Origin of the sequence: Patulibacter sp. SYSU D01012 (genome assembly GCF_017916475.1) — a bacterium.
GTDB lineage: Bacteria > Actinomycetota > Thermoleophilia > Solirubrobacterales > Solirubrobacteraceae > Patulibacter.
Window position 1 is genome coordinate 1,169,029 of sequence record NZ_JAFMTB010000002.1, and the last position, 22,553, is coordinate 1,191,581.

20 protein-coding genes, 1 tRNA gene and 1 other RNA gene are annotated in these 22,553 nt (G+C 74.9%); 11 read left to right on the forward strand and 11 right to left on the reverse strand.

The genetic code is table 11. The annotated features are described in order from the left end of the window. Positions 1-307 precede the first annotated feature (307 nt). Complete coding sequence (locus tag J3P29_RS14900; protein WP_210494522.1) at positions 308-1,525, reverse strand: MFS transporter; 1,218 nt, start codon at positions 1,523-1,525, stop codon at positions 308-310. Between the two features lie 101 nt (positions 1,526-1,626). Between J3P29_RS14900 and J3P29_RS14905 the strand changes: the two genes are divergently transcribed. Together J3P29_RS14905 and J3P29_RS14910 are read left to right on the forward strand one after the other, a co-directional pair. Beyond that, positions 1,627-2,193 carry an RNA polymerase sigma factor gene (locus J3P29_RS14905; RefSeq protein WP_210494524.1) on the forward strand — a complete coding sequence of 189 codons (567 nt, stop codon included), beginning with the start codon at positions 1,627-1,629 and terminating at the stop codon, positions 2,191-2,193. Then, positions 2,190-2,990, forward strand: coding sequence for a hypothetical protein (locus tag J3P29_RS14910; RefSeq protein WP_210494526.1), 801 nt, complete (start codon positions 2,190-2,192; stop codon positions 2,988-2,990). Before J3P29_RS14905 ends, J3P29_RS14910 begins: the two co-directional genes overlap by 4 nt. Before the next feature lie 212 nt (positions 2,991-3,202). Here J3P29_RS14910 and J3P29_RS14915 read toward each other — a convergent pair whose 3' ends face one another. From J3P29_RS14915 to J3P29_RS14925, 3 genes are all read right to left on the reverse strand, one after another. Next, positions 3,203-3,943: a glutathione S-transferase gene (locus J3P29_RS14915; RefSeq protein WP_210494528.1), complete on the reverse strand. Its 741-nt coding sequence runs from the start codon at positions 3,941-3,943 to the stop codon at positions 3,203-3,205. A gap of 173 nt (positions 3,944-4,116) precedes the next feature. Then, positions 4,117-4,213: signal recognition particle sRNA small type (ffs, locus tag J3P29_RS14920), an RNA gene on the reverse strand. A 137-nt stretch (positions 4,214-4,350) separates the two neighbouring features. Beyond that, a complete protein-coding gene (locus tag J3P29_RS14925) occupies positions 4,351-4,701 on the reverse strand; it encodes a hypothetical protein (RefSeq protein ID WP_210494530.1) in 351 nt (116 codons plus the stop codon). Positions 4,702-4,785: 84 nt separating this feature from the next. Here J3P29_RS14925 and J3P29_RS14930 point away from each other — a divergent pair. Continuing rightward, positions 4,786-4,859 (forward strand) — tRNA-Val (locus J3P29_RS14930). Positions 4,860-5,127: 268 nt separating this feature from the next. Further along, positions 5,128-5,310 (forward strand): hypothetical protein, encoded by a 183-nt coding sequence (locus J3P29_RS14935; RefSeq protein WP_210494532.1) that lies wholly within the window; start codon positions 5,128-5,130, stop codon positions 5,308-5,310. Between the two features lie 244 nt (positions 5,311-5,554). Here the strand turns inward: J3P29_RS14935 and J3P29_RS14940 are convergent, their stop codons facing one another. Continuing rightward, on the reverse strand, positions 5,555-6,028 hold the full coding sequence (locus tag J3P29_RS14940; protein WP_210494534.1) for a hypothetical protein: 474 nt from the start codon (positions 6,026-6,028) through the stop codon (positions 5,555-5,557). Between the two features lie 309 nt (positions 6,029-6,337). On the opposite strand from J3P29_RS14940, the gene J3P29_RS14945 reads away from it, so the two are divergent. Further along, positions 6,338-7,081 carry an MBL fold metallo-hydrolase gene (locus J3P29_RS14945; RefSeq protein ID WP_210494536.1) on the forward strand — a complete coding sequence of 248 codons (744 nt, stop codon included), beginning with the start codon at positions 6,338-6,340 and terminating at the stop codon, positions 7,079-7,081. Between the two features lie 11 nt (positions 7,082-7,092). Here the strand turns inward: J3P29_RS14945 and J3P29_RS14950 are convergent, their stop codons facing one another. The 3 genes from J3P29_RS14950 to J3P29_RS14960 form a co-directional block, all read right to left on the reverse strand. Next, positions 7,093-8,226 carry a Gfo/Idh/MocA family oxidoreductase gene (locus J3P29_RS14950; protein ID WP_210494539.1) on the reverse strand — a complete coding sequence of 378 codons (1,134 nt, stop codon included), beginning with the start codon at positions 8,224-8,226 and terminating at the stop codon, positions 7,093-7,095. Between the two features lie 13 nt (positions 8,227-8,239). Next, the gene (locus J3P29_RS14955) at positions 8,240-11,317 is read right to left on the reverse strand and encodes a hypothetical protein (RefSeq protein ID WP_210494541.1); all 3,078 of its coding nucleotides are present in this window, start codon (positions 11,315-11,317) and stop codon (positions 8,240-8,242) included. 336 nt (positions 11,318-11,653) lie between these two features. Further along, positions 11,654-14,575, reverse strand: coding sequence for a hypothetical protein (locus tag J3P29_RS14960; RefSeq protein WP_349239857.1), 2,922 nt, complete (start codon positions 14,573-14,575; stop codon positions 11,654-11,656). Positions 14,576-15,099: 524 nt separating this feature from the next. On the opposite strand from J3P29_RS14960, the gene J3P29_RS14965 reads away from it, so the two are divergent. Then, entirely contained in the window at positions 15,100-15,603 is a 504-nt protein-coding gene (locus tag J3P29_RS14965) for a flavin reductase family protein (protein WP_210494543.1), read from the forward strand. A gap of 375 nt (positions 15,604-15,978) precedes the next feature. Here the strand turns inward: J3P29_RS14965 and J3P29_RS14970 are convergent, their stop codons facing one another. Further along, positions 15,979-16,320, reverse strand: coding sequence for an antibiotic biosynthesis monooxygenase (locus J3P29_RS14970; RefSeq protein WP_210494545.1), 342 nt, complete (start codon positions 16,318-16,320; stop codon positions 15,979-15,981). Between the two features lie 427 nt (positions 16,321-16,747). Between J3P29_RS14970 and J3P29_RS14975 the strand changes: the two genes are divergently transcribed. Further along, positions 16,748-17,530: a LysR family transcriptional regulator gene (locus J3P29_RS14975; protein ID WP_210494546.1), complete on the forward strand. Its 783-nt coding sequence runs from the start codon at positions 16,748-16,750 to the stop codon at positions 17,528-17,530. A gap of 24 nt (positions 17,531-17,554) precedes the next feature. Here the strand turns inward: J3P29_RS14975 and J3P29_RS14980 are convergent, their stop codons facing one another. Then, on the reverse strand, positions 17,555-18,211 hold the full coding sequence (locus tag J3P29_RS14980; protein WP_210494548.1) for a TetR family transcriptional regulator: 657 nt from the start codon (positions 18,209-18,211) through the stop codon (positions 17,555-17,557). Between the two features lie 410 nt (positions 18,212-18,621). Here J3P29_RS14980 and J3P29_RS14985 point away from each other — a divergent pair, with 410 nt between their 5' ends. The 4 genes from J3P29_RS14985 to J3P29_RS15000 all read left to right on the forward strand — a co-directional run bounded on the left by J3P29_RS14985 (position 18,622) and on the right by J3P29_RS15000 (position 22,060). Beyond that, positions 18,622-19,740 carry a ferredoxin reductase gene (locus tag J3P29_RS14985; RefSeq protein ID WP_210494550.1) on the forward strand — a complete coding sequence of 373 codons (1,119 nt, stop codon included), beginning with the start codon at positions 18,622-18,624 and terminating at the stop codon, positions 19,738-19,740. A gap of 350 nt (positions 19,741-20,090) precedes the next feature. Continuing rightward, on the forward strand, positions 20,091-21,248 hold the full coding sequence (locus tag J3P29_RS14990; RefSeq protein WP_349239873.1) for an acyl-CoA desaturase: 1,158 nt from the start codon (positions 20,091-20,093) through the stop codon (positions 21,246-21,248). A gap of 81 nt (positions 21,249-21,329) precedes the next feature. Beyond that, positions 21,330-21,578: a hypothetical protein gene (locus tag J3P29_RS14995; RefSeq protein WP_210494561.1), complete on the forward strand. Its 249-nt coding sequence runs from the start codon at positions 21,330-21,332 to the stop codon at positions 21,576-21,578. Next, entirely contained in the window at positions 21,575-22,060 is a 486-nt protein-coding gene (locus tag J3P29_RS15000) for a hypothetical protein (RefSeq protein ID WP_210494563.1), read from the forward strand. Before J3P29_RS14995 ends, J3P29_RS15000 begins: the two co-directional genes overlap by 4 nt. A 67-nt stretch (positions 22,061-22,127) precedes the next feature. Here the strand turns inward: J3P29_RS15000 and J3P29_RS15005 are convergent, their stop codons facing one another. Further along, a complete protein-coding gene (locus J3P29_RS15005; protein ID WP_210494565.1) occupies positions 22,128-22,526 on the reverse strand; it encodes an NUDIX hydrolase in 399 nt (132 codons plus the stop codon). Positions 22,527-22,553 lie beyond the last annotated feature (27 nt).

Consider the following 22,553-nt stretch of genomic DNA (forward strand, 5'->3'; position numbering starts at 1 on the left):
CCCGCTCGGGAACGTCGGAGACGTCCGGGCGGGAGCGAGCCGGCCCGGACGCGACGCGCCGGGCGAAGCCCGGGCGCACCGGAGACGCGGGGAGCCCGAGGGCGCCCGCGGCGGACCGACGGATCGAGGGCGGTGGGCGCGAAGGCGCCACCGACGCCGCGTCGGGGACGCGGCGTCACTCGGCGTCGGCCGCTAGGACCGGATGCGCACGGAGGCCAACATGCGCCGCACGGTACCACCCGGCGTCGCGCGGGACGTCCGCCCGGGCGGCAGCGGACCGCCGGCCACGGCCGCCGCCGTGGCGGCGTCAGGTCGTCGCGTCGGCCGCCCGCGGCCCGGCGGGCGGCACGCCGCCGCGCATGACGGCCCGGGCGGCGACGAGCAGCCCCGCGCCGACGACGGCGGTGGCCCCCAGCGCCAGGCCGGCGGCGGGCGACGTCGCGTCGGCCAGGTGCCCGGCGACGGCGCCCCCAGCCGCCATCCCCACCATCATCCCGGTGCTCGTCCACGTGACGGCCTCGGTCAGCGTGCCCGGCAGGGCGAGCCGGTCGAGGATGCCGTTGAAGACGGTGAGCGCGGGCGAGATCGTGGCTCCCGCGGCGAAGAGCGCGACGACGAGCAGCAGCGGGGTGCCGGCCAGGGCGAGCACGCCGTGCAGGGCGCCCCACGCGCCGACGAGCAGCGCCAGTCGCCGGACCGGCCGGGCGGGCGCCGCGGAGCGGGCCACGACCACGGCGGCGAGCATCGAGCCGACGCCCCACACGCCGAGCGCCAGGCCGGTCAGCCCGCGATCGCCCATGTCCTCGAGGGCCGCCGGGACGCCGACCTCGACGGCGCCGACGGTGATGCCGAGCGTGGCGTAGACGAGCATGGCGACGACGACGCCTGGCGCCCGCAGCGCGCCCAGCAGGCCGTGGGGCTCGGCGCCGTCGGCGACCGGGGCCCCGGCCAGCGTGCGCACCACGGGCAGCCGCGCGAACGCGACGTTGCCGACCGTGATCGCGGCGCCGCAGAAGATGAGCGCTCCCGGGACCGACAGGCTGCCGAGGCCCGAGACGATCGCGATCGGCCCGAGCAGGTAGACGAACTCCGCGAGCACCCCCTCGGTCGCGTACGCCCTGTGCCGCAGGTCGGGATCCGGGACGAGGACGTTCCAGACGCGGCGGCGCAGGGCACCGACCGGCGGCTGGAAGGCGCCCGCCACGGCCGCGAGCACGACGCGCACCCAGACCGGGACGCCGTCCCCGAGCAGCGCCTGGGCGACGATCGCCGCCGTCGACAGCGGGGCGCACAGGACCAGCACCGCCACGGGCCCGCGCCGGTCGGCGATCCGGCCCAGCAGCGGGTTCGAGACCCCGAGCGCCAGGCCGAAGGCCGCGGTCACCGCCCCGCCGGCCGCGTACGTGCCGGTCACGTCGCGGGTGTGCAGCACGAGCAGCAGCCCGAGCGCGCCGACCGGGATCTGCGCGAACAGCGAGGTGAGGAGCACCGCGAGGGCGCCCGGCACGCGCAGGACGGACGACATGGGGCCGGAGAGGGTACGTCACGCACCGGTGGCGGGCCTCCGTCGTGCGACGGTGCGGCGGGCGCCGTCACACCGACGCCGCTCGTGCGACTGAAGAAGCGATGGGCCCCCGCCGACGTCATCCCCCGGACGAGCAGCTGCTCCGTCGCACCGCCACGGACGGCGAGGCGTTCGGCCTGTTCTACGACCGCTACGAGCACGCGGTCCTGCTGTACGTGCGGCGTCGCGTGGCCACGGCGGAGCTCGCGGCCGACCTGACGGCCGAGATCTTCGCCGCCGCCCTGGAGCAGGCCCCCGCGTTCGCCGGCCGCGACGGCGCGACGGCGGTCGGCTGGCTCTTCGCCATCGCGCGCAACGTCGTCGTCGACGCGTACCGTCGCGCCCGCGTGGCCGACGACGCGCGCCGCCGCCTGGGCGTTCCGCCGACCGTGGTGACGGACGAGGCCGTCGAGCTCATCGAGCGCCTGGTCGCCACCGCGGCCGGCAGCGTCGCCCTGGAGGCGCTCGCCGCGCTGCCCGCGGCCCAACGCGACGCGGTGCGGCAGCACGTCCTCGAGGACCGCTCCTACCCCGAGATCGCGGCGCAGCTGGAGTGCTCGACCGCCGTCGTCCGTCAACGCGTCAGCCGCGGCCTGGCCGCGCTGCGCAAGGAGGTGCAGCTGCCGTGATCCGCCATCGCCCCCGCCCCCGTCGCGACCGGCCCGTGCTGCCGGACGTCCGCTCGTCGCTCGTCGCGGCGGCCCACGCCCGCGCCGCGGACACCGCCCATCCGGCCGTCCCGCCGCGGCCGGCGCGGCGGCCGCGGTGGCCGGTCGCCGCCCTCGCCGCGGTCGGCGCTGGTGCCGCCGGAGCGGTCGGGGTCGCCCTGGTGCCGACGCCGCGGGACGCGCCCGTGCCCGGCCCTCCGCGCGTCGTGGACGCCCGGCTCGCCGCCGCGACGACGGGCGCCCAGAGCGCGTTCGCGGTGTTCCGGGGCCCGTCGCCCCAGCGGCCCCGCAACGGGGCGGGCCCGGCGTCGCGCCGCGACAACCTGTTCCTCCGCCCGCCCATTCCGGACCTTCCCGGCGACGCCACCGACGTCGCGCACGCCCGGCGGCTGGCGATCCCGGGCCGCGAGATCTGGGTGGCGCCGGCCACGATGCGCGGGAAGGCGGCCATCTGCATGCGGGCGAGCTCGGTGCTGAGCGCCGGGACGGTCGGCGGCACGTGCGCCCCGCTCGAGGCCGTCGGCGACACCGGCCTGTGGATGTCGGGGCGTCCCGCCCCGGACGATCCGCGGGCGTCGTGGAAGGAGGTGCAGGGCCTGGTGCCGGACGGGGTCCGCGAGGTCGTCTTCGACGTCGCCCGCGGCGAGCGGCGCACCGTCCGGGTGCACGACAACGCGGTGAGCGCCTCGTTCGAGCGGGGACCGCTGGGCGTGCGGTTCGTCGACGCCGAGGGGCGGCGCCGGCGCCTGCGTTTCTGAGCGGCCGCCACGGAGCGCGCCCGCATCGCCGGCGTCCCGGCGCCGGCGCGCTCGCCTCGGCCGGCGCCCCCGCACCCGGGATCAGGGGTCGGCGCGCTCGCCTCTGGACGCGGCACCCGGGATCGGCGGGCCGGCGCGCTCGCCCACCCCCGATCAGGGGTCGGCGCGCTCGCCTCTGACCGGGTGCCCGGGAGAAGCGGCCGGCCCCGCCACTACCGCGCCGGCACCCACCCGGCCGGGAACGCCCCGGCCGGGACCTGCCCCGGCACGTCGGGGAACAGCCTCCGCGCCAGCGCCTCGCCGGGGCGGTCGGCCATGAGCGGGCGCAGGTCCTCGACGGTCAGCAGCGTCGCGAGCGTCGCACCGATCTGGAGGTCGGCCGCGTTGACGTGGTCGGCGCCGATCGTCCCGTCCGCGGCGAGCGCGTCGATGCGGTCGAGCATGGCCGGGAACGCGTGCAGGTCGTCCTGCAGCCGCTCCTCCGTGATGCCGTGGTAGCGCCAGGTCGCGCGGACCACCTTGCGCGCGAACTCCGTCCCCGCCTCGTCCAGCGGCCCGCCGCCGACGAAGGTGCCGAGGGCGTCCGGCCGGTAGTGCAGCGCGCCCCACGGCAGCCGCCGCCCCAGGTCCTGCAGGACGGCGTCGCCCCAGCGCTCGGCCTCGTGCACCGCCTCGGCGATCGACGGCGGGTACAGGGACGGCTCGGGGTGCAGCTGCTCGAGCCGCTCCAGGATCGCCACGGAGCCGTGCACCCGTTCCTCCCCGACGAGCAGGCCGGGGACGGTCGTGCGCGCCGGTCCGTAGATCTCGGTCATCCGCTCGACGTGCTCGCCGAGCGCGAAGTCGATCCGCTCGTACGGCAGGCCCTTGAGCTGCAGCGCCGCCTCGACCGTCCGACACGGGTGCGACGGGCCGAGGGCGTGGAGCGTGATCGCGGGCGGGATGGCCGACATGCCGCCACCCTACGGGAGGGTCGCCGCGACGGTGGATCGGTCGCCCGGACGCTCGGGCGAGGACCCCGCGGGCGGGCCGGATGCCCGGGCGGGTGGGCCGAATGCCCGGGCGAGGACCGGGGGCGCGCGAGGCGCGGACGTCCGCGGACGGGATCAGCCCGCCGCCGACGGCTCCGGGGTGGGCACCCGCGCGCCCGCCGACGACCGCTTAAGGCTGCTTCCTTCCGGACCTGACCTGGTTCACGGGCCGGCGTCGCACGGGGACCACCCCATCGACACCGTCGACGACGGGCTCATCCCGCCGCGAACGTCGGGCGATGGTAGCGCCACCGCCCGTGACGCCGCGCTCCGCCCGTCGGCCGCACGCGGGGCGCGGCGTCGACGCGGGCGGACGGCGCGGGGGCGCGTCAGTCGGTCGACATCATCGCGAAGACCGCCCGCAGGACGATCGCGGCGCCCGGGATGATCGACACGAGGGCGAGGACGAGGAGGATCGTCGAGCCGGTCACGGCCGCGACCACCAGCAGGATCACGACCAGGAACATCGCGAGGATGATCTGGACCATGAACGAGTTCGCCGACGGCGCGTTCTCGGGATCGACGGCGACCTCGTCGTCGTCGTACGCCCGCCCGCCGCGCGGGGACTTGTTGCGGTCCTCCGCCTCGGAGCTGGGCTGCGCGGGGCCCTCCTCCGGCGTCTTGTGGAGGTCGGCCCCCTCGTAGTCGGTCGGCGTGCCCGTCCGGCTCTCGTCTTCCATACGTGCAGTCTCCCACGATTCGCGCGTCTCGGGCACCCCGCGGGGGCATCGGCGTCGCCGGCGCGCTATCGTGTCGGCTCCTCCGGGCGTATAGCTCAGTTGGTTAGAGCGCTCGCTTCACACGCGAGAGGTCACTGGTTCGAGTCCAGTTATGCCCATGCAGGACCGAAGGCCCCGCCACCGCGGGGCCTTCGGCGTTCCGGGGGGCGGGGGCTTGGAGGCCGGGGATGGCCCGGCCAGCCCGGCAGGTGGCGTCCGGGGGACGGCGGGGCCGGCCGGTGGCGTCCGGGCGGACGGCGGGGCCGGCCCGTCGCCTGGAGTACGGGGGGGGACGGCGGGGCCCGCTGCCCCCGCCGCCCCGCCCGTCCCCTCGGGCATCCGCCGCCTGCCCCTCCGGTTCCGCGGGTTGCGGCCGATCACGGGCCCATGACGCTCCTGCAGATCCCCGCCGCGCCCGTCGCGATCGTCGACCGCCCAGCCGCGACCGCGTCCGCGCGCGCGGCCGGCACGGCGTGGCGCGCGCCCCTCTCGCGCGCGGTCGCCGTCGCCGACCTGGACGCGCTCGGCGCCGCCGCCCTCGCGGTGCGGGGCTACGCCCTGCCGCGCTGACGGGCCGGGGCACGAGGCGGAGCCTCGCCCGTTCCGGATCGCCCCGCCCCTGCGTGGGTGATCCGGAACGCGATCCGCCGCCCGAGCCGGCGGGCGTCGCGTGCCGGATCGCCTCGCGCCTACCGCGGTGATCCGGAACGCGATCCGGCGCCCCGATGCGGCGGGCGTCGCGTGCCGGATCGCCTCGCGCCTGCCGCGGTGATCCGGAACACGATCCGCCGCCCGGGCCGTCCCGCCCCCGCCCCTACTCCACCCGCAACCCCGACCGGTGGACCGCCCGGTCGAACGACACCGTGCACGCCGGGTCCAGCTCGTGCGCGAGCCCCCACAGCGTGGCGGCGGCGCGCGGGAAGAACCGGTCGGGCAGGCCCTTCACCCGGGGCACGCGGGCCCGCGGCAGGGGGAGCAGGAAGTCCTCGAAGGCCAGGCCCAGCAGCCGGTCGACGAGCGCGCCGCGGTAGGTCAGGTCGAGCAGGATCCGCTCCGGGCGCACCTCGGTCAGGCGGCCCAGGTTGCCGAGCCACGGCTCGAAGTAGTCCCGGGACGACTCGCGCATCCCCCACTCGAGCGCCACGTCGACGTCGGCGCGCAGCACCGCGCGGGTGTGGTGGGCGGCCGGCGGGTCGGGGGCGTCGGCGGGGTACGGCCCGAGCGGCAGCAGGCGCCAGCCGGCGGGGTGGCTCTCGGCCACCAGCTCGTGCAGCTCCTCGAACCTCACGCGGATCCCGTCCTCGGCATCCCGTCAGGCTACGCAGCCCCCGGCCTCCACGGCGCCGACCGACCGCCCGGCGCCCCGTCTCCCCCGACCACGTCGCCGCCCGCCGACGTCCCCGCCGTGCCGGCCCTAGAGGACGACGAGCAGGAGCACGAGGAGGGCGGTGATCGCCGCCGACAGCAGCAGCGAGCCGAAGCAGCCCAGACCGTTCGAGAAGAACAGGAACATGGCGGCGTCGGTACCCCGGTGACGCCGTCGCATGCGTCGCCGCCGGCCGCGCATCGTCCCGGGCGGGCGGGGTACCCGCCGCCCATGCTGCAGACCGAGGTGGCCCCGGGCGTCCACCGGATCGAGGACGCGTTCACGAACTGGTACCTGCTGGAGGACGACGACGGGATCACCGTCGTCGATGCCGGCGTGCCGACGTCGTGGCGGTCGTTCCGCTCCGCCCTCGGCGCGGTCGGGCGCGGCCCCGGCGACGTGCGGGCCGTCGTGCTGACCCACGCCCACTTCGACCACGTGGGCTTCGCCGAGCGCGCCCGCCGCGAGCTCGACGTCCCGGTGTACGTGCACGAGGACGACGTCCCGCTGACGATGCACCCATGGCGCTACGACCACGAGAAGCCACGCGCGCCGTACTTCGCCACGCAGGTGCGAGCGTTCCCCATCGTGGCCGCGCTCCTGCGCGCCCGGGCGTTCTGGCCCGCCCCGATCGGCCAGGTCGAGCGCTACCGCGACGAGGGCACGCTGCCGGTCCCGGGCCGCCCCCGGATCGTCCGCACGCCCGGCCACACCCTCGGGCACTGCGCGCTGCACGTGCCCGACCGCGACGTGGTCTTCGCGGGCGACGCCTTCGTGATGCTCGACCCGTACACCGGCCGCGCCGGCCCGCGGATGGTGGCCCGCGCCGCGACGGTCGACAGCGCCCGCAACGCGGCGTCGCTCGACGCGCTCGCGGCCACCGGCGCCGGGACCGTCCTGACGGGCCACGGTCCGGCCTGGACGGGCGGGGCGGCGGAGGGCGTCGCGCGCGCCCGGGCGGCCGGGATCGCCTGAGCGTCGGGCCGCTACGCGACGGTCCGGTACGCCACCGGCTCGGTCCGCCCGGACGCCGCGGCGCGCAGGATCGCGTCGCACACCTCGGCCGCCCGGTAGCCGTCCTCGAAGTCGGCGCCGTGGGGCCGGACGCTCCGCCCGTCCCGGACGGCGCGCAGCAGGTGGTCGAGCTCGTGGACGAAGGTGTGCTCCCAGGCGAGCAGGTGGCCGGGCGGCCACCACGCGGGCGCGAAGGGGTGCTCGGGGTCGGTCATCAGGACCGTGCGGAAGCCGTCCGTGCCGGGCGGTCCGCCCGGCAGGTACAGGCCCAGCTCGTTCATCCGCTCGAGCGCGAAGGTGATGGACCCCTCGCTGCCGTGGATCTCGAGGCCGAGCGCGTTGCGTCGCCCCGGCGCCACCCGCGAGGCCGTGAGCGTGCCGCTGGCGCCGCCGGCGAACGACAGCGTCGCCGAGACCGCGTCGTCGACGTCGACCGGCCCGCCGGGGCGCTCCGGCGTGAACGTCCGCGTCTGCGCGGCGACCGCGTCGATCTCGCCGACGAGGTAGCGGCACAGGTCGATCAGGTGCGAGCCCAGGTCGCCGAGGGCGCCCGAGCCGGCGGACGCCCTCCGCAGGCGCCACGTCGTCGGCGCCTGCGGGTCGACGAGCCAGTCCTGCAGGTACCGCGCGTCCACGTGGCGGACCGCGCCGATCGTGCCGGCGGCGATCAGGTCGCGCGCGTGGCGGATGGCGGGCACGAAGCGGTAGTTGAACGCGCACAGGTGCACGACGCCGGCCTCGTGCGCCGCCCGCCAGGTCTCGAGCGCCTCGTCGGCCGTGCGGCCGAGCGGCTTCTCGCAGATCACGTGCTTGCCGGCCCGCGCGGCCGCGATCGTCGGCGCGGCGTGCAGGTCGTTGGGCCCGACGTCGTCGAAGATCGCGATCGCCGGATCCTCGACCGCGGCGCGCCAGTCGCCGACGCCGCGGGCGAAGCCGAGCTGGCCCGCGGCCTCGTCGGCCCGCGCGGCGTCGCGGCCGACGAGCAGCTCGAGCCGGGTGGACGGCGAGCCCGGGAGCATCGTCGCCGCGGTCCGGAACGCGTGCGCGTGGGCGCGGCCCATGAAGGCCGCGCCCAGCAGGGCGATCCCGAGCGGCTCGTCGCTCACGGGCGCCGGTGCGTCATCGCGCCCGCTGCACCTTCAGCTTGCGCGCGTGACGGTCGGAGGCGTACTTGCCCTTGGCCTTCGACGTGGCCGTCACCGACACGCGGGCCGCGGAGCGGCAGGCCTTCGGCGCCTTCAGCCGGGCCGTCCAGCGGCCCTTCCGCGGGCGGACGGGCTTCGACTCGACCGTCGTCTTCTTGCACTGCACCGTCACGCTGACGCGGCCCTTCGCGGCCTTCGCGATCTTGCCCTGCACCGTCAGGCGGCCGCCGCCGCGGCGCACGCGCACGACCGACAGGTTCGGGCTCTTGCCGCAGGCCGTCGCGATCTCGGGCGCCTCCTTCGAGGTCTTGCCGCCGTAGCTCGAGAACCGCGCGTCGGCCTTCAGGCCCCGCGCCGTGCACAGGTCGCGGGTCGCCGCGATGATGCCCTTCTTGCCGCCGTTGATCTTCAGCTTGAAGGTCGAGACCGGCTGGTCGGGGATCGCGGGGAACGTCGTGACGAGGCGGTTGTTCTCCACCGCCGTGTCGGCCCGCAGGTAGATCGTCGCCTCGCCGCGGAGCGGGATGTAGAGCTTCGGCAGCGTCGGCACCAGGCGGCCGCCGGCGTTGCGGAAGCCCTTGACGAAGTAGACCGGGCCCTTCAGCGGCTTCTCGAGCACCGTCGTGGTGACCGAGGCCGAGCCGACGATCGTGTTCTTCGGGCACTTGTCCGCGTCGGCCGCGGCCGGCTCGCACAGGCCGCCGGCGTTCGACGCCGCCAGCGCGACGGCCTTGGGCAGCACGACCGTGGTGCCCTTGATGCCGGCCTCGCCGTCCTCCTGCGTGACCGTGGCCTCGACCGACGGGTGCTTGAACTTGCCCATCTCGGAGCGCTTGCCGAACGCCATCTGGATGCTCGGCTCGAACTCCTGCGCGGCGCAGTCGCCGATGCCGACGTCCGCCGTGCGGCCGGCCGCGATCCCGCCGAGCGACGTGACGGTCGCCCCCAGGCGGGCCGGGCCGCACGAGGTCGGGTTGCGGGTGAAGCCCTTGCGGTTCATGTCGAGCCGCAGGCTGCGCATGCGCAGCACGACGCCCTCGATGATCTGCGGCAGCGGGTCGCTCGTGACGGTCACGTGGCCGTCGACGGGGTTGATGTTCAGCGCCTGGCGGACCACGACGTTGCCGAGGTCGTAGGGGCCCGCGACCGCGCGGATGATCGTGACCATGCCGAACGGCGCGCCGGCGTACCCGTTCGTCAGGTACACCGGGCCGGCGAGCGGGTACGGCTCGGGGCCGGGGCCGGACAGCACCGAGGCCGTGCCGATGCGCGAGGACTCGGGGCAGGCCTGCGCCGCGATCTGGGCGGCGGCGCAGCGCGGCACGCCCTTGATCTTCGCCGTCATGCCTTGCGGCAGGTCGACGCGGATGCCGCTCATCGTCTGGTCGCCGTCCTTGCGCTGGAAGCCGACGGCCAGCGGCGTGAACGCGCCGGCCTTCGCCGAGCCGGTCGCGGCCCCGAACGTGGGCTCGAAGCCGAAGTGGTCGCCGCAGCCCTGCACGCCGACGCCGGTCGACGGCGTGGCGGCCGCGCGGCCGGACCACGGGTCCATGGACGACGTCAGGCTGCCGCCCTCGCAGGTGATCGGCGACGCGATGACCGCGCGGGGTCCGCCGTCGAACCGCAGCTCCAGGTCGGAGAACGGCAGCTGCGGGTTGTCCTCGAAGACGGTCGTCAGCTGCCCCGTCTGCGGGTCGGGCTTGACCGAGCCGGCCAGCCGGATCGTGACGCCCGGCGCCGACGCCGCGACGAACAGGCGGTAGCGGTCACCGGGGCGCTGCTCGCCCAGGTACACGTCGCCCGTCAGCTCCTGGTCGAGCACCGGGGTGCGGATCGACACCGTGCCGACCTTCGACCCGGGCGGGCACGAGATCGGGTTGTCGGTGCCCTTGCCGAAGGCGCCGTCGGCGCAGGTCTCCAGGCCCTTCGCGGCGGACGGGCTGATGCCGAAGCCCTGGGGCAACGTCACCTGGATGCGGCGCGCGTGGGCGGTGGCGAGCGTGCCGGCGTCCTGGGACTGCGGCACCTGGATGCCGACCGTCAGGCCGGTCGGGCTGTCGCGGTCGACGGTGCCCGGCGTGACCGTCACCGTCGGGTCGAACGGGATCTGGTCGCAGCCCTCGGCGCCGACGGGCGTGGTGTAGCTCGCGTCTCGCCCGTCCCCGTCGTACGAGTTGGAGTGCATGGTGGACGTCTGGCGCCCGGCGCACGAGGTCGGGTTGGAGAGGAACGCCGTGGTCTTGTCGGCGACGGAGCGGTTGCCGCCCTCGGGCGGGGCGATGAAGCCGTCGAGGCCTGTCCCGCGCACGTCGGTCTCCCTCCGGGTGCGAAGCGGGTCGTGCCGAGCAGCGCCCGGGACGCCCCAGAAGATGAGGCGTGAGCGGACGAGCGCCGGGTTGATCGGCACCTTCGGGATGGTGAAGAACAGTCCGTTGTCCGACGGACGGACGCCTCCGATGATCTCGATCGGCGACAGGTCGGCCCGGTTGCCGTCGTAGGTGGACAGCTGACCGGAGCCCGGCGCCTGAGCGGGATTGAACGCGAACCGGGCGACCTGTCCCGGCTTCCGCTCCATGTTGTAGAGCGGCACCAGAACGTCGACCGTTCGCCGCGTCCCTCCGATCACGAGCAGGGGGATCGTGCCGCGGATGGTCAGCCGCTGCACCCCGATCTGCGACTCGACCGGACAGTCCTCGTCCTCGAGCTGCGCGTCGCTGCAGGTCGGGAACGCCCGCGGGTTCGGCACCAGCCCCTGCGGGATGTCGACGCGGATGTCCTTCGTGTTGCCGATCGGCTCGCCGTTGCCGTCCGTGGCGAACGTGAAGTCGGTGATGCCGAACGGCGGGCGGCCGCCGGCCTGCTGGAAGTACGCCTCGTCGTTGTCGTCCTCCGTGAGCACCCCCGCCTTGAAGTCGGTGATGTCGTAGGCGTGCGCGGCCGGCGCGAGCGCGGCGGCCGTCAGCGGCGCGGCCAGCAGCGTGGCCCCGACGAGCAGCCGGCGCAGCGACTGATGTGATCCGCGGCGCGCGCCGCGGACGGACATGGCTCCCATGCTGTCTCTCCTCTCCCGCGCCCGCCGGGGATGCGGGCGACGCGAGGAGGCTACGCGCTCGACACGCCGGTGTCCACCGGGAACGTGACGGTCGTGCACCGGATCGCGACCGCGGGTAGGACGCCGCGCCACCTCCGGACCACGACGTCGCTTCCGCGTCGGTCCCGACCGGGCCGCGGGGGCCGCGAGGGCGGCGCGAGTGTCGCGAGGGCCGCGACCGGGCCGCGCGAGGACCGCGGCGAGGACGGCCGTGCCCCGAACGCACGGAACCCCGGCGTCGGCCGGGGTTCCGTGGTGCTGCGGGCGGCCGGGGCGCGGGCCCCGGCCGGAGCGCGGTCAGCGCTTCTTCTTGCCGCCGCAGCTGCGCTTCATGGCGGCCGACTTCGTCACGGCCTTGCCGTTGTAGCCGCCGAACTTCGCCTGCGCCTTCAGGCCCTTCGCGGAGCAGATGTCGCGCGTGGCCTGGAGGATGCCGTGCTTGCCGCCGTTGATGGAGAGCGCGAACTCGGTGATCGGCGCGTCGGGGATCGCCCCGAACGTCGTCACGAGCTTCTTGTTCTTCACGTCGGTGGTGGCGCGCAGCTTGATCGTCACCTCGCCGCGCAGCGGCACGTAGAGGTTCGGCAGCGTCGGGACCTCACGGCCGTCCGCCGTCGTGCGACGACCCTCGACGAAGTAGACCGGACCCTGCACCTGGCGGTTGAGGATCGTGGTGGTCGCCTTCGCGAAGCCGACGATCGAGCCCTTCGGGCACTTGTCGGCGCGGGCCTGCTCCGGGGTGCAGAGCGCGCTGGCGTTCTTCGCCGCCAGGGCGATCGCCGTCGGCATCGTGACCGACGTCGACTTGATGCCGGCCTCGGACTCGAACTGCTTCACGCGCACGAGCACGCGCTGGTAGTCGAACTTCTTCAGCGACTTCTTGTTCTGCAGCTGGACCGAGACCCGCGGGTTGAACGGGAGCTTGTCGCAGCCGGTGAACACCAGGCCGGCGTTCGGCGTCGAGCCGGCGCCGTTGGCCGAGCCGAGCGCGCTGTGGATCATCGCCGTCCCGCACGAGGTCGGGTTGCGGAGGAAGTCCTTGCGGTCGACCGAGATCGCCAGCTCGCGCAGGCGCAGCTGGATGCCACCGACGACCTGCGGGAGCGGGTCGCTGCGCAGCGTGATCTGCGCCGTGTCCGGATCGATGTACAGGGCCTGACGGACCACGACGTTGCCGAGGTCGTACGGACCGGCGACGGCGTGGATGATCGCGACCGCGCCGTACGGGGCGCCCGCGTAGCCGCCCGTGAAGTACACCGCGCCGGTCAGGGCGTACGGCGACGCACCGGGGCCGGCCTTGACAGCAACCGTGCCGATGCGCGTGGACTCGGGGCACGCCTGCGCCGTGATCTGGGCGTCGGAGCACTGCGGGACGCCCTTGACCTTGGCGGTCACGCCGACGGGCATCTTCGCCTCGATGCGGCTGAGGAACTGCTGGCCGTCCGGGCGGGCGAAGCCGACGTTGAGCGGCGCGTACTTGCCCGAGAGCGGGTTCGTCGAGACGGCGTTGAAGGCCGGCGCGAAGCCGAAGCCGTCGCAGCCCGTCACCTGCACCGACGCGCGGGAGACCGCGGACGCGTTGCCGCTCCACGGGGAGAGCTCGCCGGAGCCGACCGTCGGCACGCACGTCTGGGGGCTGGCGATGATGGCCTTCGAGCCGCCGTCGAAGTCCAGGCGGAACTGCGAGAACGGCAGCTGCGGGTTGTCGTCGAACACGGCGACCACGCGGCCGTCGTTCTCGTTCGGCGTGACGGTGCCCTTCAGGCGGATCGAGATGCCGTGGCCGTCCGCGTTGACGAACAGGCGGTAGCGGTTGCCGGGCAGCGGCTGGCCGACGTAGACGTGGCCGTCCAGCGGCGCGTCGAGGACCGGCGTCGTGATCTTCACGTTGCCGATGCGCGAGGCGGCCGGGCAGGAGATGGCCCGGTCGGTGCCCTTGCCGAACTGCTCGTCCGTGCAGGCCTCGAGGCCATTGGCGGCCGACGGGCTGATCGTCATGCCGGCGGGCAGGGCGACGGCGACCTTCTTGACGTGCGCGGTGGCCAGCGTGTCCATCGAGTCGGACTGCGGCACGTCGAGCTGGACGGCCAGCGGCACCGGCGCGTCGCGCTGCAGGGCGCTCTCGCCGAAGCTCGTCGTCTGCGAGAACGGCACCTGGTCGCAGCCCTGGAGGCCGTTCGTGTCGGCGCCGACCGTGTAGTCGGCCGTGCGCGTCTGGCCCTCACCCGCGGGCGGGTAGGGCGGGTACGACTCGCTCGCGGCGTAGGAGTCGAGGGTCAGCGTCGCCTTCTGCGGGCCGCTGCACGACGTCGGGGAGTTGAGGAAGGCCGCGTCGGTGCGGGTGATCCCGGAGGCGCCCGTCGGCAGGCGGCGGCCCAGGAACGGCTGCGGGTTGCCCGCCTGACCCAGGGCGGTCGAGATGCCGCCGGGCACCGGATCCGCGCCGTTGAGGCTCAGGAGCTGCAGCGCCGCCGCGCCACGGACGGCGTCGTGGGCGCTCGAGCCGGGCGCGCCCCAGAAGGTCAGGGTGCTGCCGGTGAGCACCGCCGCCCCGCCGTCGGTCGTCGTCGGCCGCGGGACGTTGTTGATCGTGAAGAAGAGGCCGTTGTCGTCCGGCCGCATGCCGCCGACGACGTCGACGATCTCGCCCGTCGACTGGCCGCCGGGCTGGGTCGGGTTGAACGAGAAGCGGGCGAGCTCACCCTCGCGCGGCTCCATGTTGAACAGGCCCACGGTCAGCCGCAGGTCGCCGCGCGTGCCGAGCGGCAGGCCGAACGGGTTGGCCGGGGTCCCGGCCGCGCCGCCGGCCAGCAGCTTGCTCAGCCGCAGGACGGTCGTGCCGATCTGGCTCGCCGGCGGGCAGCTGTTCGCCTCGAGCTGCTCCTGTTCGCACTTCGGCACCGACTCCGGGTTCGGCACCAGGCCGGGCGGGGTGTCGACGCGGATGCGACGCGTGTAGGCGTCGTTGTTGCCGTTGGCCGTCTTCTTCGTGTTGAAGTCGATGATCCCCTGGTACGGGTGACCACCGGCCTGGCTCTCGAAGGTCGTCCCGTCGGCCTTGACGATGTTGGCCGAGAAGTTCTCGATCTCGTACGCCTGGGCCGCGGTGGCACCGGCGAGGGGCACGAGCAGGCCGAGCCCGACGCCGAGCGCCCGGACGGCGGTGCGGCGTGAGGGGCCGCCTCTCTGCCTGCTGCGTGGAACGGTGATGCGACGCACTGGGCTCTCTCCTCTGGGGGTACTGCGCCTACGAACGGGAGCAAGCTACGCGGTCTGGCGTTGCGTGTCCACCAGCACACGATACTCGTTTATTTACACCGTGAACCGGCGCATCTCCGCGAAGGACCAGGGGAACGCCCCTGGTGCCGGGCCGTGTTTCCAAAGACGGCCCACGCGCCACGGCCGACCGCCGGTCCAGGAGGGCGACCGGGACCCCGCCAAGACGCGGGGATAGCCCGGGTCGCAGCGAGGCTCCGCGGGGCGCGGGGCGGACGCATGGGGCGCCGGGGGACGCACGGGCGCCGGAGGACGCATGGGGGGCCGGGGGACGCATGGGGCGCCGGGGGGGGGGCGCATGGGACGCCGCGCGGACGCAGAGGACGCCGCGCGGGCACACGAGGCTGGGCACGGCCGCATGGGCGGCGCGCAGACGCACAGGCCCCGGCGCGGACCCCCGGCGCCACCGGGCTTCCCCCGGCCGCGGGCTAGACTCGCGGCACCCGTTCCCGGCGGAGGACGCACCCATGAGCACGAGCCCCGCACGCACCGCCCCCCACGGCGATCCGGACCACTTCCGGCACGTCCTCTCGCACGTCCCGACGAGCGTCGTGGTCGTCACCGCGCAGGCCCCCGACGGCCCCGCCGGCATGGCTGTCGGCTCGTTCACGTCGATCTCGCTCGAGCCGCAGCTCGTCGGCTTCTACCCGGCGCGCACGTCGTCGACGTGGCCGCGCATCCGCGACGCCGGCCGATTCTGCGTGAACGTCTTGGCGCAGGGTCAGGACGAGCTGGCGCGGCGCTTCGCGCGGCGGGGCGCTGACCGCTTCGCCGACCTGCCGACGACGGCCGCTCCCTATTCCGGCGCCCCCGTCCTCGATGGCATCGTCGCCTGGATCGACTGCGAGCTGGAGCGCGAGATCGAGCTCGGCGACCACACGCTCGTGGTGGGCCAGGTCATCGACCTGGGCGTCACCCGCAGCGATCACCCGATGGTCTTCAGCCGCGGCGCCTACCCCGGCCTGAACTGACCCGGAACCCCAGGAGGGACGACCACACCGGCGGCCAAGCACGCCGGGAAGCCGAGCTCACCAGGACGCGGAGCTGCGACCTAGCGGAGCGGCCCTTCCGAGCGGCGAACGGCCCTCGACTACGCTCGACGAGAGCCTGAGGGTTCTTCGGTTATGCCCGGAGCCGCCTCGGCTTCGGCGTCGACCGAGGATGGCGCCGTCGCTCGGAGCCCCACCGCCCTCACCGACCGCGCTCCGGCCCCTCGATCCGCCTCGAGTGGCCCGCGAGGCCGCTAGAGGGTGCCAGCGGCGCGAACGTCCGCCGAGGGCGCCGCAATCGGCGAGGAGCAGGAAGAAACGGCGCCGGCGGAGCCTCCACCGACGCCTGAGGGAACGTCAGGCCGTGGTGGCCGACGCGGCGGCGTCGACCGAGATGACCACGTCGAAGCCGAGCACGCTGGACCCGTGGGCGACCGGCTTCGCGGCGCCGCGATCGGCCGAGGCGTGCGCGTGGCCGCGCTGGAAGGCCTCGCTCTTCACCCACGCCTGGAAGGCCTCCTCGCTCTCCCAACGGGTGTAGACGAAGTACCGCGTCTCGTTCTCGGTGGGCCGAAGCAGCTCGAAGCCGAGGAAGCCCGGCATCTTCTCGACCTCGGACGCGCGCTTGGCGAAGCGCTCCTCCAGCTCGGGACCGCGAGCGGGGTCGACCTCGATCGCGTTGATCTTCACGACAGCCATCTGGTGCCTCCAGGGGTTCGGTGACCCGACGAGCATGGCAGGCGCGGCCCCGCCCCTCATCGGGGGCGGCTACGGAGCGGCACCCCGGCAACCGACCACCCTGAGCCACCGCGCGGTGCACCGAAGGCGGGTAACCCTGTCGACCCCCATCTCCCAGACCCATCCGTCTGTGTTGCGCCCGGCGCAGTACAGACCGAGCGCTCCGGCCGACGGACCCGACTACTCCCCCCTCGGCCGCAGCGGACCGATGGTCCAAGCTCCTCCCGACGCTGCTCCCCTCGGACCGGCGCCAGCGGTGCCGTCGGGCGGCGCGCCGAGCCGACGCGACGTGCCCGATCAGCGGCGAAGAGCGACGGATGCGTGCCGGTTCGTCGCCGGTTCGCCGCCACTGGTCCGCGCCCTCCGCTCCACTCCTACCGTCGTCTCCATGCTCGACGCGAAACAGGTGACCACGGTGCTCGAGGTCGCGGACGAGCAGAACATGCGCGCGGTGGCCCGGCGGCTCGGCGTCCACCCGTCGACGGTGACCCGGCGAGTGCAGCGGGCCGAGGCGCTCCTGGGGGTGCGGCTCTTCCGGCGCACGCGACGGTTCGTGTCGGCGACGCCCCAGGGCGAGGCGGTGTTCAGCGTGCTGCGTGCGCTGCGCGACGCGCACCGGGCGGCCGGGCGCCGCGCGCGTGAGGTGGCCGACGGAGGGGCCGGGACCGTCCGGGTCGCCGTCGTCGGCGACGTGACCGCGACCGTGCGGGCGCTGGTGGACGAGCTGCGGCGGACACGGCCGGGGTGGACCGTCGCCCTGCGCCGCACGAGCTGGCCGGCGGCGTACCTGGACGTCGAGCATCACCGGCTCGACGTGGCCATCGGCGCGGGCGCGTGCCGGCGGGGCGCACGGCCGCCCGGGACGCCACGCACCGAGGGCGGGCGGGGCCACGTCCGGCGCATCGCCCCGAACCGCACCGACGAGCACGCCGTCATGATCCGCGGCACGTGGCGCGGGGCGCACGCCTCCGCTGCGCGGAACGTCGTCGAGCGGCTGGTGCGCGAGGCTCGGTGGCAGGTATCGCCTCCGCGCTCGCTGGAGGCTCACATCGCCGCCTACCTGGCCCGTCCGGTCGATGAGGACGACGAGTGGATCGACCACCGCGATGCTGGCGCGGAGGCGTTCGCGCTGGGCGGCGGACGCAGTCCGACGGCGGCGGGCGCGACGTGAGGGCGGCGGCCCCGACCTACGCGGTCAGGCCCGGTCCCACTGGATCGCGCCCAGGACGATGAGGCGCATCTGGTCCTCGGTGCGACGGCGGATCTCGTCCTCGGAGCCGGGCGGGGCGTCGAGGAGACGCTCGACGGTCGCGACCATGACGGAGACCATCAGGCTGGCGATCATGTCCAGCGCCGGGGTGTCGAGATCCTGGAGGATCGGATAGCCGCGCAGATCCTCGACGAGCTCGTTCGAGAAGGCGTTGATCTCGCGGCGGATGGCTGCGCGCAGGCTGGCCACGCCGCCCGAGCGCTCGCGGGCGATGAACCGGTAGAGCGGCAGGTGCTGCTCGACGTGGCGGATCAGGATGTCGGCGGAGACGCGGATGTCGGCGCCCGGCCGGCCGAAGACCTCGGCCCGGCCGCCGCGAAGCATGACCCGCAGCTCGGCGAACGACTCGTCGACGAGGACGAGGCCGAGCTCCTCCATGCTCTCGAAGTGCCGGTAGAACGCGGTCGGCGTGACGCCCGCTTCCTTCGTGACCTCGCGCAGGCTGATCGCGCCGAAGCTGCGGTGCTCGAGGTGCTTCAGCGCGGCACCGAGAAGCGCCTGACGCGTGCGCGCCTTGCGCTCCTGCCGGGTCAGCGGGGTGGCGTCGGCGTCGGGAGCCGGTAGGTCGCTGGCGGTGTCCATGGTCAGCCGTGGAGTGTGCGCGACGAACGTGTGTCGAACCGCACAGCCCCGAGGGTACGGATCACTTGACCTCGACGCGCGGTCGTCCTACGTTTGTGCACAGTCGTTCACTCATCCAGCGCCGGGGTCCGGACGGACGGTGGCGATCGCGAGGGCGTGCGACCACCGTGTCGCACCGGCGGCCCCGCGTCAACGGTCGGGGCGTCGCCACCCGACGCCTGTCGCCCTGCGAACCGCCGCCGCACCGCCGATTGCCGCCCCATCGGTCCGCCATCCCGGTCCCCGCCAGCACCGCCCGCCGCACCGCACGCCTTCCGCCGCTCCGCCGTCCCTCCCCCTCGCGCCACCGACCGACCGATCCGCCGTCGCTCGCCTTCCCGTCAACGCCACTCGATCGAGCCCCGACGACCATGTCGACCCCCATCGCCACCCCGTCCACCGGCCGCCTGGCCGAGCGCCTGCTCGGCAGCCGCGTCGCCGACGCGCTCGCCGGCCCCCACGACGTCGACCACTACCTGGAGCTGCTGCGGCCCGACTGGGCCGTGCGGAAGATCCGGGCCGAGATCGTCGACGTGCGCCACCAGACGCCGGACAGCGTGACGCTGACGCTGCGTCCCACGGTCACCTGGCCCGGGTTCCGCGCCGGGCAGCACGTCGAGCTGGCCGTCGACGTCGACGGGCGACGGCATCGCCGCTCGTACTCGCCGTCCGGCTCGGCCGACGTGCGCACGCGCACCGTCGAGCTGACGGTGCGCACCCACCCTGAGGGCGTCGTGTCGCGCCACCTGAAGGCCCACGCCCGCCCGGGCATGGTCGTCGGGCTGTCGCGGCCGCAGGGCGAGGACTTCGTGCTGCCGGACGTCCGGCCGCGCCGCATCGCCCTGATCAGCGGCGGCAGCGGCATCACGCCCGTCCTCTCGATGCTGCGCACGCTCACGGACGAGGGGCACACGGGCGAGATCACGTTCCTGCACTACGCCCGCTCGCCCGAGGACCTGCTGTACGCCGGCGACCTGCACCGCATCGCCGAGCGGCACCCGAACGTGACGCTGCTGCGGTGCTACACCCGCAGCGGCGACGGCGAGCTGACCGGGCGGCTGGGCGAGGAGCACCTGCGCCGCGCCCTGCCCGTCGACGAGGACGCCGCCGCCTTCGTCTGCGGGCCTGGCGCCCTCGTCGAGGCCGTGCGCACCGCCTGGCGCGAGCTGGACCTGCGCACGCCGCTGAAGTTCGAGCACTTCGCCCCGCCCGAGCTGCCCGAGCTCGACCCCGACCAGCTCGGCGCGGTCACGTTCGCGCGCGCCGGCACCACCGTCGACGCGACCGGAGACACGCTGCTCGAGCAGGCCGAGGCCGCCGGCCTGTCCCCCAAGCACGGCTGCCGCATGGGCATCTGCATGACCTGCGCCTGCCGCCTGGAGCACGGCCGCGTGCGCAACACCCTCGACGGCGAGATCCACGGCGCGCCCGGCGACGAGATCCGCATCTGCGTCTCGGCCCCCGTCGGCGACGTGACCGTCGACGTCTGACCCGCCCCTCCACTCCGCCCCGCCTCCGCCCCTCCACTCCGCCCCGCCTCCGCCCCTCCACTCCGCCCCGCCCCCGGCCTCCACGCCGCCCTGCTTCCGGCCTCCGCCGCCCCCCGTTTCGGCCTCACCGCCGCCCCGCTTCCCCACCGCCTCGACCCGAGGAGCCCACCATGAGCACCATCGCCACGACCCCCGACGACGACACGAAGGCCGTCCCCAAGTCCGACAAGCCGCTCTCGCCGAAGGCGCCGGACACCGAGTTCGCCGGCGCCGCCGACGACGCGACGCGCGCCGAGCGGGCGCGCCGCGACCCGTCCTCCACGCCCGGCCCGCTGCGCGCGGTGCCGCACATGAGCCAGGACATGCTCGACGCGTTCGGGCGCGAGATGGAGGCCATCCGCAAGAAGCACGTCGACGACCTCGGCGAGCGGGACGCGACCTACATCCGCAAGATCATCGCGGCGCAGCGCCGGCTGGAGATCGCGGGCCGAGTCATGCTCGAGCTGGGGTTCATCCCGCCGCTGTGGCTCGGCGGCGTCGCGGCCCTCTCCGTGTCGAAGATCCTCGACAACATGGAGATCGGCCACAACGTCATGCACGGCCAGTACGACTGGATGCAGGACGAGGAGCTCAACGGCCGCACCTTCGAGTGGGACACCGCCTGCCCGGCGGACCAGTGGCGCCACAGCCACAACTACATGCACCACACCCACACGAACATCGTGGGCAAGGACCGCGACGTCGGCTACGGCATCCTGCGGATGAGCGCCGACCAGCCGTGGGAGCCCTACTTCCTGGGCAACCCGGTCTACGCGACGCTGCTGGCGCTCCTGTTCGAGTACGGCGTGGCGCTGCACGACCTGGAGACCGAGGGGCTGCGCGACGGCACCTGGGACCTGCGCGAGCGGCTGCCGATGCTGCGCGCGATCTGGGGCAAGGTCAAGGGCCAGGTCAAGAAGGACTACCTGCTCTTCCCGGCGCTGGCCGGCCCGTTCTTCCCCGTGGTGCTCGCCGGCAACGTCACGGCGAACGTCGTCCGCAACCTGTGGACGTTCTCCATCATCTTCTGCGGCCACTTCCCCGACGGCGTCGAGGAGTTCACCGAGGAGGAGACCGCCGGCGAGACCCGCGGCGGCTGGTACGTGCGCCAGCTGCTGGGCTCGGCCAACCTGACCGGCGGCCCGCTCTTCCACATCATGTCGGGCAACCTGAGCTTCCAGATCGAGCACCACCTGTTCCCCGACATCCCCGCGCACCGCTACGCCGAGATCTCGGTCGAGGTGCGCGAGGCCTGCGAGCGCTACGGGCTGGACTACCACGAGGGCCCGCTCCCCCACCAGCTGTTCACGGTCTTCCGCAAGATCGCCACGCTCGCCGTGCCGACCGAGGACGAGCTGGACGAGTACCTGGAGAGCCCGCGCACGAGCCGCCTGGGCCGCATCGTCGTCGGGGCCGTCCGCGGCGCCGTCGCCGGCGGCCTGAAGGCCGCCCGGGCGGCGGGCGTCTGAGGCCGCGCGGCCCTGCGGCCGCCGCCGCAGGCCCGCGCCCTCCCCTCGCGCCCCCGACCGCCAGCCACTACGCTCCGCCCCATGCCCGGACCCCTCGAGTCGCGCAAGGACCTCGTGCAGGAGGCCGTCGAGTCCGGCGCCACGCACGTCGGCCGGATCGCCGCGATCGTGACGGGCGCCGTCCGCGACGTGGCCCGCGAGGTCGGCTCGTTCGCCTCGGACGTCTTCGAGATGCGCGAGGCGTCCGCCCGCGCGCGCGAGGACCAGCTCGAGGCCGCCGAGGACGCCGCCGCCCGCGCCGAGGCGCGCCGGTCGCCCGACGCGGAGTGAGCGCCGTCGCCCCGCGCCCCGCGCGCGGCCCCCGAAGCCCACGGCGCGGGCGCGGGCGCGCGTCCGCGCCGGCCGTCGACACCCGCCGCGCCCGCATCGGCTGGACCGACCACGCGCTCGAGCGCTTCTGCGAGCGCGGCGGCGTGCCGGTCCGCCCCCGGGACGAGCTCGAGCGCGTCCTGACCGACCTCGTGCGCTCCGACGGCCGGATCGTCCACGACCGCCCGCGGTGGGCGGCGTCGAAGAACGACGCCGACCTCTTCGTGCAGATCGGCCGCTGGCTGCTCGTCGTCCTCATGGCGGACGAGCGGCGCGGCGAGCACGGCTACAGCGCGGTGACGATCCTCGGCCGCGAGGGCGTGCCCGACTGGGCGTTCGCCCACGCGCACGGCCTCGTCGGCCGGCGCCCGCCGCGCTGGGCGCGCCCGCACCGCCCGCTCGCCCTGCGGATCGCCGACTGGCTCGCCCGGCGCCGCCGCTAGGCGGCCACGACCCCGCCGGCGGGCGCTCCCGCCCGCGCGGCCGCGCCGGCGGCCGCGTCGCCCGCGGCTACGCGATCCCCGTGCGCGCGGCCGCCTCGCGCACCAGGCCGTGGTCCGCCGGATAGGTCAGCAGCGCGACCGCGTCGTCGGGGGCCAGCCAGCGCAGCTCGTCGACCTCGTCGTTGGCGGCGAACGCGCCGCCGGCGACGGTCATCAGCCAGTAGCGGACGAGCTTCGGCCGGTCCTTGTGGTCGCGGTAGCGGACCTCGGTGAGCTCGTCGCCCAGGGTGACCTGCAGACCGGTCTCCTCGCGGATCTCGCGCAGGGCGGCGTCCTCGAACGTCTCCCCCGGGTCGAGCTTGCCCTTCGGCAGCGACCAGTCCTGGCGGTACGGGCGGTGGACGACGGCGACGGTGCCGTCGCGGACGATGACGCCGCCGGCGGCGTGGACCTCGCGCGGGAACATGCCGCGAAGGGTAGCCGCGGCGCACGC